Here is an 11,514-nt window from a genome sequence, read left to right as displayed (position 1 = left end):
AATTCAATCAACCTAGGCTTGATCAGGTTCCGAACGCGGAAAGGCTCCTCGCTGCGGGCTCGCGGCTAGTCGTCTGAAATGGCAGGGATCAGCCTCTGTCTCCCCCCGAACCAGACCAAGCGCGCAGGGAGGTCTGGGCCCGGGTAGTCAATCAGGTCCGGCCAATCAGGATGCGGCCTGTTGCGGCGGATCGTTTCGTAGTCGGTTTTCCACCATCGGTTTAAGACCGTGACACTGCGATCAGGGTACCGCCTCTTGCGCTGATTAAGCGGAAGATCCAAGAAGTTCGAATGCATCCATTCAGAATAATCCAACGTTGCCTGGGTCACTTTCAGTCGTCGCCCGGATGGCTCTGCGGTCGCTATTTCTCCAAGCCAGATCGCAGATATCTGTTTCACCTTGCTTAGCGCGTGATGTCGTTCAGTCAAACGATGTTGAACGTCTTGCCCGATCCCCACATACTGCATTGCGGAGCGTGGCTGTTTGCCAGATGTTTTGCCCAGGCATACATACAGCGCTTCCGCGTAATCTGCCCGCGCCGCCTTTCGTGCGGCTTCAATGGAGCTGTAGGGACCAAACCAGTCGACCGCGATCATGAGATGCCTTCGCAACCTCGTTCTCCGTCATTAAGCGATTTCAGGATTCTGTCACAACGCCGAGACGTTCACGGAGCACCTCAAGCGTTCTGGGCTCGCGCAATTTGCAGACGATATTCTGATTGGCGAACATGCCCTCAAACCTGATGGCGTCAGCGATCGGAAGCGTTTTGACCCAGTCTACGCCGACCAAATATTCTGCCACGTCAGGGTCGTCACGATCATGAGCCAGATTGGGCTGGGAGAGCGGTAGGGCGAGTATCGGGCCGTCTCCAGTTTCAAAATCACGCGCCATCACTGGAAGTGAGGCCACTTTCCCGTACCCGACGTACCCAGCGCCTTTTTGGTAGACCACAATCGAATCACCAACGCTCAACCTGCTCAGCGGTGCCGACCACGTCTCGCCTCCGCCGGCCGCGATAAAGCCGTATCGGCGCATGTCCTCCCAAGCTCGGCTCTCGCCGTCGCCTGCATTCACGTACCAGATGCCCTGCCAAGGCGCTTGAACCTTATTCTCAGACCGAACTGCCACCTCTTGTCGGTCGAGGAGCCAGTCGGTTGTCAGGAGTGTTTGTGAGCCTTCTTGAAACACGGTGAAAAACGCAGTGTTGATCGACACGCCGTGGGTTTCTGAAAGATACCGGACAATGCGCTGGGATGAGGAATCCAAAGCACTGGCGACGATGACCATCGTATGGTTCTGGTTTAGTCGATCTGGCGGGCTCGTACCGAACCGCTCTATGAAGGCGGTCTCGAAACGTTTGCCCAAATAGGTCTGTGCGCGCTCGTAAATTTGCGGGGTGCTCAGCGACTGTACCCAGCTCGCATAGTCGAGCACCTGGGCAACAATCTCTCTCGGTGTACGATCCCGCTTCAATTCGACGATTGCGAGACTCCCATCTGCGTCGATGCCGAGGAGATCGATGCGCCCGCCAAAGTCGGTCACGACCTGGCGGCCAATGACCAACACGTTGAGGCCAAGGAGTGAGGGCTGCTCGGCAACCCACCTCTCGATCATGTCCTCAGTGGCTAGGCGACCAGCTGGGACAGGGACTAGCGCGTCGTTAGCGAGCTTGTAGAGCCGAGTCATTCTCAACCTCAAATTGATCCCCGAATCGACCATCTCGGAGCACGCCCACGGTAAGCCAATCAACCGCTGATTGACGAACTTTGCAGCATCCGAGGTCAAACGAACGCTGATCCAAGCCTAAGCCTTGCGGCCTGGCGGCGATTCGGCGAGAAATGGTGAAAGCGGGCTGACTAGGTGGCTTTCGAAAATTGAGATTGCGGGAGCCGCCTTGCGCGATGGATAAGCGAAGCCTCACCGAACGGGACATCTGCACGAAATTCATCCTGCCCGCCGTCAAGCGTGCGGGCTGGGATGAGATGTTGCAGGTACGCGAGGAGGTCTATTTCACCAAGGGCCGCATTATAGTGCGCGGCAAACTGGTGACGCGCGGAAAGGCGAAGAAGGCCGACTTCGTCCTCTATTTTAAGCCGAACATCCCGATCGCGCTGATCGAGGCCAAGGACAACAAGCACTCAGTAGGGGACGGCATGCAACAAGGCCTCGACTATGCAGCGACGCTGGGCATCCCCTTCGTGTTCTCCTCAAATGGGGACGGCTTCGTGTTCCACGACCGCACCGGCCAGAGCGCCGCGATTGAGGTTAACCTCGCGCTGGATGCCTTCCCGTCTCCTGCGGACCTGTGGGCACGCTATTGCCTCTGGAAGGGCCTCGACGGACAGGCCGAACAGATCGTGCTCCAAGACTATTTCGACGACGGAAGTGGCAAGGCCCCCCGCTACTATCAGGTCAATGCTGTCAATGCGGCGATCGAGGCCATCGCAAAAGGGCAAGACCGGGTGTTGCTGGTCATGGCGACCGGCACGGGGAAAACCTACACAGCGTTTCAGATTATCTGGCGTTTGTGGAAAGCCGGCCGCAAGAAGCGCATCTTGTTCCTGGCCGACCGCAACGTGCTGATCGACCAGACGATGGTCAATGATTTCCGCCCGTTCGGCGCAGCGATGGCGAAGCTTTCCACCAGCGCCAAGACGATCGAGCGGCAGGACGGCAGCGCGGTTGATCTAACTCTGGCGCTCGACACCAAGCGTCGCATCGACACCGCCTTTGAAATTTACCTCGGGCTGTACCAGGCCATCACCGGGCCTGAAGACCGGCAAAAACTCTATCGCGAGTTTTCGGCCGGCTTCTTTGACCTGATCGTGATCGACGAGTGTCACCGCGGCAGCGCGGCGGCGGACTCGGCCTGGCGCGAAATTCTTGATCATTTCTCGGGTGCTACGCAGATTGGCCTCACGGCCACGCCGAAGGAAACCGAGTACGTCTCCAACACCGACTATTTCGGCGAGCCCGTTTTTACCTATTCCTTGCGGCAGGGCATCAGCGACGGATTCCTGGCGCCTTACAAGGTCGTCAAGGTCCATATCGACCGCGACGTGGAGGGCTATCGCCCGGAACTCGGCCAGCTAGATCGCGACGGCAACGCGATCGAGGACCGGATTTACAACACCAAGGATTTCGACCGGAACATCGTGCTCGATGACCGCACTAAGCTTACGGCTAAGAAGGTCACGGAGTTCCTGAAGGAAAGTGGCGATCGCTTCCAGAAGACCATTGTCTTCTGTGTCGATGAGGAACACGCAGCGCGGATGCGGCAGGCGCTCATCAACGAGAACGCTGACCTGGTCGCGGAAAACGCCCGCTACGTCATGCGCATCACCGGCAGCGACAAGGAAGGCCAGGAACAGCTTGGCAATTTCATCGATCCGGAATCGAAATATCCCGTGCTGGTCACGACCTCGCGGCTGCTTTCAACCGGAGTCGACGCGCAGACATGTCGCCTGATCGTGCTCGACCGCGCCGTAGGCTCAATGACCGAGTTCAAGCAGATTGTAGGGCGCGGCACCCGCGTTCACGAGGATACCAAGAAGTTCTATTTCACGCTGATCGACTTTCGAGGCGCGACAAGCCATTTTGCCGACCCCGATTTCGATGGCGATCCGGTGCAGATATACGAACCCGGCGAAGGCGACGCGATCACGCCGCCTGATGATGTGCCGGAAGGGGCGGACACGCCGCCCACACCCGGCGCGGATGAAGCCCTGGTCGATCAGCCGAGCTTGCCGTTCCCGCCCGGCGATCCGATCCGCAAAATCTATGTCGATGGTGTCGGTGCGCGCATTCTGGCCGAGCGTGTCGAATATCTCGACGAGAACGGCAGGCTCGTCACGGAAAGCTTGCGCGATTTCACCAAGACGGTGCTGAAAAAGCGCTTCGCCAGTCTTGACGATTTCCTCAAGCGCTGGAGATCGGCGGGGCGCAAGCAGGCGATCATTGAGGAACTGGGAGCCGAGGGCTTGGCGCTTGATGCCATCGCGGACGAACTCGGGAAGAATCTAGATCCCTTCGATCTGATCTGCCATGTCGCTTTCGACAAGAAGCCGCTCTCCCGCCGCGAGCGAGCCGAGAACGTCAAGAAGCGCGACGTGTTCACCAAATACGGGCCACAAGCCCGCGCCGTGCTCGATGCGCTGCTGGATAAGTATCGCGACGAGGGCGTGCTCAATCTCGACGATGCCAACGTGCTGAAGATCGCGCCCTTCAGCGCGATGGGCAGCGTCGTTCAACTCATCAAGGCGTTCGGCGGCAAGGAGGGTTTCCAGAAAGCCGTTCATGAGTTGCAGGACGCACTATACGAAGGCGTGGCCTGACCGATGGAGAAAATCGGCAATCAAAAGATTTGGTCTTACTTCGATAGTCAACCGAATGCTCGCGCCGCCAGCAATCAGGCCATTCGGGCCGGTGACGGACATGAGGTAGCGACCTATTTCCATCTCGCAAAAAAAGTTGCTGAACTTCAATTTCGCAACCGCGAGCATGTGCTTCTATTTCGCGGGCAGGGACAGGACTATCGAACGACAAAGAACAACAGCATGCTCAAGTCGAGCATTTTTCGGCTTGAAGGAGGAAAATTTTCAACGAGGGTTCAACTAGAAGATCGGTTTGCCCGCCTGCGGGAGGCTGAAGACCAATTGGTTGAGCAATACGCGACCGAGAGATTGCTCGGCTTCGAGCGTCTAAAGCGTCAGCGGATCATCCGGTGGGCGATCCTTCAACACTACGAAATTTGCGCCACGCCGCTTTTGGACGTTACCCACTCGCTGCGGATCGCGGCTTCATTCGCCTCCAATCGAAACAGTTCGGAGAGCGCATTCTTGTTCGCATTTGGAGTGCCGAATTTGAGCGGAGCTGTGACCGCCAGTTCCGAAGCCGGTCTGCAAGTTATTCGCCTTTCGAGTGCCTGCCCACCTGATGCTGCTCGGCCTCATATACAAGAGGGCTACCTCTTGGGAGAGTATCCCGAGATCAGCGACTTTGGGCAGCATTCGCACTACAGTTACTACGAGATGGACTTCGGAAGGCGTCTGATCGCGAAGTTTCGGTTTAATCCGAAGACCTTTTGGAGCAGCAGCAACTATCCGCCTTCCCCCGATGCTGCTCTCTATCCAGCCGAGCATCGCGACCTGCTACTTGCGATTGCCGACTACATCAAAAAGAAACTCGATAAGAAGGCCGCCTAGCCCATGTCCGTCCGCACCCTCGTCAAATCAATCCAAGACATCATGCGTCAGGATACCGGCGTCGATGGCGATGCGCAGCGCATCAGCCAATTGTGCTGGATGTTTTTCCTCAAGATCATCGACGATCAGGATCAGGAACTCGAAATTACGCAAACCGGCTATCGCTCGCCAATCCCCGAAAAGCTTCAATGGCGCAACTGGGCGGCGGACCCGGAAGGGATGACCGGCGAGGCGCTTGTCGGCTTCATCAACGGCGAGCTGTTCCCGGCGCTGAAGGGCCTGCAGCTCACGGGCAAGCCGGGCGATCGGCGCCGCGTAGTGCGCGACGTGTTTGAGGACGCCTACAACTACATGAAATCCGGCCAGCTCATGCGCCAGGTCATCAACAAGATTGCGCAGGTCGATTTCAATATTTTGGCCGAGCGCCAGCATTTCGGCGATATCTACGAGCGAATCCTCACCGATCTGCAATCGGCTGGCAATGCGGGCGAATACTATACGCCCCGCGCCGTCACGGCCTTCATGGTGGACCGCATCGACCCGCATCCGGGCGAAATACTGTTCGATCCCGCCTGCGGCACGGGCGGCTTTCTCACCTGTTCCATCCGCCACATGCGCGACCGCTATGTGAACAAAACCACGGACGAATGGGCATTGCAGAACGGCTTACGCGCGGTGGAGAAGAAGCAGCTCCCCCACATGCTCTGCGTCACCAACATGCTGTTGCACGGCATCGAGGACCCGAGCTTCGTGCGTCACGACAACACGCTGGCCCGGCCCTATATCAGCTACTCGCAATCCGACCGGGTGGATGTCGTCGTTACCAATCCGCCCTTCGGCGGGCGCGAGGAAGACGGCATTGAAAGCAACTTCCCCGCCCATTTCCGCACCCGCGAAACCGCCGATCTATTCCTGGCGCTGATCGTGCGCCTGCTCAAAAAAGATGGCCGCGCCGCCGTGGTGCTGCCCGATGGCACACTGTTCGGCGAAGGCGTGAAGACACGGCTGAAGGAACATCTGATGGAGGAGTGCAACCTCCACACCATTGTTCGCCTGCCCAATTCGGTGTTCAAGCCCTATGCTTCAATCGGTACCAACCTGCTGTTCTTCGAAAAAGGCGCCCCCACGAGAGACATCTGGTTTTACGAGCACCGTGTGCCAGACGGCCAGAAAGCCTATTCGATGACCAGGCCAATTCGGCTGGAGCATTTTCAAGGCTGTATCAACTGGTGGGGCGGCAAGGAGCGGAAAGGCCGTGAGGAGACGCTGCAGGCATGGAAGGTGAGCGGCGAGGAAATCAAGGCGCGCGGCTACAATCTCGACATCAAGAACCCGCACGCCATGGCGGACGATCAGGGCGACCCGGAAATGCTGCTGAAGGACCTCGCCCGCGCCGAAGCTGAGACGGCGGGCATACGCGATCAGTTGAAGGCGAACCTCGCCGAGGCGCTCGCCCGATGAACGCCGAACGCCTGCTGGCGCACTACGAGACGGTCGCCGATGCGCCCGACGCGATCGCCCACCTCCGCCACTTCATTCTCAATCTGGCCGTGCGCGGCAAGCTCGTGCCGCAGGATGCGAACGACGAACCGGCAACGGAACTGCTGAAGCGGATCGCGAAGGAAAAGGCGCGGCTGTTGAAGGCGGGCGAGATACGTAAGCCGCCATCCCTTGAGCCGATCACCGATGCCGAAGTGCTTTACGCTTTGCCGAGGACTTGGGCATGGGTGCGTGTCGGTGAAACCTTCGACTATGATGCAGGGACAAAGCGCGATCCGAAGGAACTAGATCAATCGCGATGGCTTCTAGAGCTTGAGGACATCGAGAAGGACACGTCAAGGATCGTCGAAAGGCTGCGTGTCAGCGATCGAGACTCGCAGAGCACGAAATCCGAGTTTGAACCCGGTGACATCCTTTACGGCAAACTGCGCCCCTATCTGAACAAGGTGGTGGTCGCTGATGAGCCCGGATATTCGACAACCGAAATCGTCGCAATTCGGCCGTTCATGCGGCTGTGCCCGGACTATTGCGCCCTCGCTTTTCGTCGGCCCGATTTCGTGGCCTACGTCGAACGATTGGGACGCGGCACCAAGATGCCACGCCTTCGGACGCCCGACGCGATAGTCGCACCCTTTCCCCTCCCACCCCTCGCCGAGCAGCACCGCATCGTCGCCAAAGTCGATGAATTGATGGGCCTGTGCGACCGGCTCGAGGCGGCGCGGGCGGGCCGCGAAGGGGTACGCGACCGGCTGGCGGCGGCCAGTCTTGCACGACTCAACGCGCCCGATCCCGAAACCTTCCAGTCCGACGCCCGCTTCGCCCTCGACGCGCTGCCCGCCCTCACCACGCGCCCCGACCAGATTAAGCGCCTGCGCCAAGCCATCCTTAACCTCGCCGTGCGCGGCAAACTCGTGTTGCAAGACCCCAACGACGAACCAGCGTCGGAACTGCTGAAGCGGATCGCGAAAGAGAAGGCTAGGTCAACAGGTCGAAACAAGTTTCTTCCGGAAATTGAAGACGCAGAAAAGACATTCGATGCGCCCGCAAGCTGGCACTGGGTTAGAATGGGAAACGTATTTGCAATTCGAACTGGCTTCGCATTTAAAAGCTCGACTTACGTTGACAAGGGAACACTTGTCTTTCGGGTCACCAATTTCAATCGAGAGGGCTCATTTGATCTGTCCGACGTAGTGTTTTTTCCAACAGAACAGATTGACTCAAAAATGTCTGGCTTCTTGATCGAGCCAGGTGAAATCATAATGGTGATGGTTGGCGGCACAATCGGAAAGACGACTATTGTTGATGAGTCGATACTTCCGGCGCTCCTCAATCAAAACATGTGGCGCATCCGTTCCTTCGGTGCCGTTTTGTCGAGCAAATTTGAGTACCTACTCGTCAAGAATATGAATCAGTTTATCGAAGGGCTTACTCAGTCAACTCATGGGCACTTTGCAATGAGTGATTACGAAAAAAGGGTCTTTCCCCTACCGCCGCTCGCCGAGCAACACCGCATCGTCGCCAAGGTCGATGTGCTGATGGCGCTCTGCGACCAACTTGAGGCAAGCCTCACCGCCACTGTCGCCACCCGTCGCCGCCTTCTCGACGCCCTACTCGCCGAAGCTTTGTCGCCGGCCGATCGGCGCGACTTAGAAGCAGCTGAATGAGCCTGTCCTCGGACAACGAAATCGTCTGTGTACAATCGCTCTCCGGATAGACGAGTTGATTGCCCTGGCAGGACCGGCGCCGTTGGATCTAAGCGGGGTGATCTACCGCCGGGGCGTTGATAATGAAGTCGAGAACGGGTTCCATGCTGGCGCTTATCGCGCTGGCCACTTCCGGTTGCGCCTACAAGGCGGAGCCGATCGCCACCCCCGCGCTGAACGTAGTGACGTCGTTTTCGCAAAAGGTGCCTGGTTCGTGGCTGCTTTACGCAGACGGGTCCAGGCTGACCGAGAACGTCCGCTCGTCGGATTTCCAGTGCAGCGCGCACACCTTCCCCCTCGACTTCTCGACGTCGTTCTCTTCTGCGGTCCGTCAGACGCTCGCCAATGTCATTGAGCGGCCGATCGACGCCGAGGAGCAGGTGCCCGGCGACCGCGCCAAGTCGCAAGGGGCTCGCGGCACGATCACGATCCGGGGTGAAACCATTCAGAGCCGGTTGCGCGTCGTGCCAGGGTTCTGGAGCGCCAACATTGTCAGCGAGGTCGACATCTCGGCCGCGGTGATTGTGGACGGCCCAAGTGGCCGGCTCTTCGGCAAGACGGTTGATGGTCGCGGCAAGGGTGACACGCCTGCGGGCTTTGCGTGCGCAGGTGGGGCCGAGTCACTGAAGATGGCCGCCGAACAGGCCGAGAAGGAACTACTTCGGCGTCTTGGCGAGGAGCTTGGCAACGCAGAGAGACTCCGCGGTCGAGGCACCTAAGATCCCCTATTTACAGGCCGCTCGCGTTGGTTCTGGTTGGAGCTGTAGAATGCCGGTTTATCCTGATGACGAGATCAGCCGAATGATTGCCAAAGGCGCGATCAAAGCTATCGCGCCTGACACGAACGTGTTCGACCGGTACGGCTGCAACCTGAGCTTTCCGGTGCTGCGGCGACTAGACCAATTCGCTAATGGAGCCACTTCGCTCCTTCTGTCGGAAATTGTTGAGCGTGAGGTCCTGCGGCACATCAGCGAGGAAGCGGCGGAGACCCAGAAGGCGCTGAAGAAAGCTCTCAGGGAACAAGGTCGTCGCTGGCGGATCGACAAAAATGACATGGCGGCCCCAGCTACCTATTGTATCGATGATGATCCCCAAATCGCGGCTGCTATCCAAGTCGAAGTCTTCGTTCGCAGCACCGGTGCCCAACGAATAGCGGCACTCGGCCAACACGACCGGACAAGCGAAATCCTAGACCTTTATTTTTCTGGCAAAGTTCCGTTTGAACGGAAGGAGGCGAAAAAGCACGAGTTCCCGGATGCATTCGCCCTTTTGTCTCTCGAGTCGTACGCGCGGCAGGCAAATACGACGGTCATTTGTGTCAGCACCGACAAAGGCTGGGCCGCGTATTGCGCCAAATCTGAGCATCTTGTTTGTATGGGAGATCTCGAAGCAGCACTTTCGCTGTTCAATAAATCCGGCCGTGTTGTGGCAGATTTAATTGTAGCCAAGCTCCGCAGCGCAGCCGATGATCTACCCCCTCTAGTTGAAGATGCGATTCAAGAGCGGTTGGCTGAGACAGACTTCTATGCCGATGGATGGTCGAGCGTGGAGTTCGAAGCCGAACCGATCGAGTCTGTGCTGAGCTTTGTTCATTGGGACTCCGCGACCGACCCGGTAGTGATCGCGGCTGACGACGACACTGTAACTTTTACAACATCTATCGAAGTCGACGCTAATTTTCAGGCATCCTTCTCGTTTAGCGTTCGAGACGGCATGGACCGTGATTACGTTAGCCTTGGCAGTGAAGAGGTCGAGGTCACAAAGCGAGTGAGTATGAATTTAGCAATCACGGTTCTTCGTAACCCTGAAGAGGGCTACGAACACGCCGAAATCGAAGTGGCCCGAACGCCTCTCCAGGTCAGCTTCGGTACGGTCGAGCCCTTCCAAAGTGAGGACCCATATCACGAAAAATACTGATGTCCTTAGACTGTAAGCAGTCTGGAAGGTCCCGATGGCCTCCGCGCCTCGCGTGAGGTCGTGGGGACAAGCTCGCGAATCCAGGATCTCAGGATTTAGTGGCGTCACTTCACTAAGCGCAACACAGCCTTCTTGTCCTTTGAAGCTCTTACACCGTAGAGCGTGAAAAGATCTTCTTCATCGATATTCAAGAGTTGGGACAATTCTTCTGGCGAGTAACCAAGCTCATCTAGATGCAAATCTAGAACATGTTTGAACAGCCGAATAGGTTCGCGATCGAACTGGGTCTCGGCAGGCTCCGTCTTGCGCCAGCCTCGGGCACTGAGTTGGCGCCACAGGTAATCAGACTGATTTTTGGAAATCAGGCCATGCCGGCCTGAACGAAATAGAAGCGAGGCTACCGACACACGCCAGTATCGTTTTAATTGGACCAAACGCTCCAACGTCATACGTCCGCCTATCAGATCGGATCTAAGCTGATTCAAGGGAGCAAGAAGCTCGCCTGCAAAGGTGTCGGCCTCCTCTTCCATCTCATCTGACGGGATACTGTGCATGATCAGATGACCCAACTCGTGGGCCAATGAATGCCGCATTCGGTCAGCAGGAGCCCTAGAATTTAGAAAGATGACGGGTGGAACGTCTCGTAAGCGCATCGTCAAACCGTCGACCCGTTCACCAAACTCGCACGCCACGACCAGGATGCCGGCCCTTTCGCATAACGTAGTCAGATTCCTGATTGGGCCGTCCGACACCATCCATGCTCGCCTAATGAGCCGGGCAACCTCAGCAGCTCCACCGACTTCGTCCGCGTCTAAACGTGGAAGTGGAAGTTCAGCGGCTATTTCGATCGGGTCGAGCAATCTCCTGAGATTCATAATACGAAGGTTCAGCTCTGCGTGAAGCCGTTTTAGATCAGTTGCAGAAACTGACGCTCGCTTTCTCCAAGCCACGTCGTGCACGCTTAGCGGGAGCCCAGCCATTTCGTCGGTCTGCTTAAAAAACGAGATCGGAAATCGTAGTGCGCCTGAGATGGCTGAAATCGTCGGGTCAGTAGGGGTGCCGTTTAGAAAACCCCGTTCGAGGCGTGAATAATGCCCTTGATCGAGGCCCGCAGCTTGGGCAACGTCGGCTTGGCTCAGACCGCGGTACTGCCGCGCAAGAAGCAACAGCTCAGGATTCAGGCTCATGAC

General features: G+C 57.5%; 9 protein-coding genes. 6 read left to right on the top strand and 3 right to left on the bottom strand.

The window, feature by feature from the left end; translation table 11 throughout:
• Positions 1-65: 65 nt before the first annotated feature.
• Positions 66-596 (bottom strand): hypothetical protein, encoded by a 531-nt coding sequence (locus tag AC1DSZ_RS04395; protein WP_476837163.1) that lies wholly within the window; start codon positions 594-596, stop codon positions 66-68.
• 40 nt (positions 597-636) lie between these two features.
• Positions 637-1,614, bottom strand: coding sequence for a hypothetical protein (locus tag AC1DSZ_RS04390; protein ID WP_476837162.1), 978 nt, complete (start codon positions 1,612-1,614; stop codon positions 637-639).
• A 287-nt stretch (positions 1,615-1,901) separates the two neighbouring features.
• Here AC1DSZ_RS04390 and hsdR point away from each other — a divergent pair, with 287 nt between their 5' ends.
• The 6 genes from hsdR to AC1DSZ_RS04360 all read left to right on the top strand — a co-directional run bounded on the left by hsdR (position 1,902) and on the right by AC1DSZ_RS04360 (position 10,324).
• Positions 1,902-4,334: an EcoAI/FtnUII family type I restriction enzme subunit R gene (gene hsdR / locus AC1DSZ_RS04385; RefSeq protein ID WP_476837161.1), complete on the top strand. Its 2,433-nt coding sequence runs from the start codon at positions 1,902-1,904 to the stop codon at positions 4,332-4,334.
• Positions 4,335-4,337: 3 nt separating this feature from the next.
• On the top strand, positions 4,338-5,204 hold the full coding sequence (locus tag AC1DSZ_RS04380) for an FRG domain-containing protein (protein WP_476837160.1): 867 nt from the start codon (positions 4,338-4,340) through the stop codon (positions 5,202-5,204).
• Positions 5,205-5,207: 3 nt separating this feature from the next.
• Complete coding sequence (locus AC1DSZ_RS04375) at positions 5,208-6,665, top strand: N-6 DNA methylase (RefSeq protein ID WP_476837159.1); 1,458 nt, start codon at positions 5,208-5,210, stop codon at positions 6,663-6,665.
• On the top strand, positions 6,662-8,368 hold the full coding sequence (locus AC1DSZ_RS04370) for a restriction endonuclease subunit S (protein ID WP_476837158.1): 1,707 nt from the start codon (positions 6,662-6,664) through the stop codon (positions 8,366-8,368). The genes AC1DSZ_RS04375 and AC1DSZ_RS04370 overlap by 4 nt, the downstream gene beginning before the upstream one ends.
• Before the next feature lie 143 nt (positions 8,369-8,511).
• Positions 8,512-9,126, top strand: coding sequence for a hypothetical protein (locus AC1DSZ_RS04365; protein ID WP_476837157.1), 615 nt, complete (start codon positions 8,512-8,514; stop codon positions 9,124-9,126).
• Positions 9,127-9,175: 49 nt separating this feature from the next.
• Positions 9,176-10,324 carry a PIN domain-containing protein gene (locus AC1DSZ_RS04360; RefSeq protein WP_476837156.1) on the top strand — a complete coding sequence of 383 codons (1,149 nt, stop codon included), beginning with the start codon at positions 9,176-9,178 and terminating at the stop codon, positions 10,322-10,324.
• Positions 10,325-10,428: 104 nt separating this feature from the next.
• Here AC1DSZ_RS04360 and AC1DSZ_RS04355 read toward each other — a convergent pair whose 3' ends face one another.
• Entirely contained in the window at positions 10,429-11,511 is a 1,083-nt protein-coding gene (locus AC1DSZ_RS04355) for a helix-turn-helix domain-containing protein (RefSeq protein ID WP_476837155.1), read from the bottom strand.
• Positions 11,512-11,514: the final 3 nt, after the last annotated feature.

Source organism: Alsobacter sp. P4_H11 (assembly GCF_056400925.1).
The sequence above is the reverse complement of the archived record's forward strand: the minus strand, read 5'-3'. Positions and strand labels throughout refer to the sequence as shown.

Excerpts from the sequence above, each read along its gene's own strand:
- AC1DSZ_RS04395 (WP_476837163.1), bottom strand. The coding sequence starts at position 596 with ATGATCGCGGTCGACTGGTTTGGTCCCTACAGCTCCATTGAAGCCGCA.
- AC1DSZ_RS04390 (WP_476837162.1), bottom strand. The coding sequence starts at position 1,614 with ATGATCGAGAGGTGGGTTGCCGAGCAGCCCTCACTCCTTGGCCTCAAC.
- hsdR (WP_476837161.1), top strand. The coding sequence starts at position 1,902 with ATGGATAAGCGAAGCCTCACCGAACGGGACATCTGCACGAAATTCATC.
- AC1DSZ_RS04380 (WP_476837160.1), top strand. The coding sequence starts at position 4,338 with ATGGAGAAAATCGGCAATCAAAAGATTTGGTCTTACTTCGATAGTCAA.
- AC1DSZ_RS04375 (WP_476837159.1), top strand. The coding sequence starts at position 5,208 with ATGTCCGTCCGCACCCTCGTCAAATCAATCCAAGACATCATGCGTCAG.
- AC1DSZ_RS04370 (WP_476837158.1), top strand. The coding sequence starts at position 6,662 with ATGAACGCCGAACGCCTGCTGGCGCACTACGAGACGGTCGCCGATGCG.
- AC1DSZ_RS04365 (WP_476837157.1), top strand. The coding sequence starts at position 8,512 with ATGCTGGCGCTTATCGCGCTGGCCACTTCCGGTTGCGCCTACAAGGCG.
- AC1DSZ_RS04360 (WP_476837156.1), top strand. The coding sequence starts at position 9,176 with ATGCCGGTTTATCCTGATGACGAGATCAGCCGAATGATTGCCAAAGGC.
- AC1DSZ_RS04355 (WP_476837155.1), bottom strand. The coding sequence starts at position 11,511 with ATGAGCCTGAATCCTGAGCTGTTGCTTCTTGCGCGGCAGTACCGCGGT.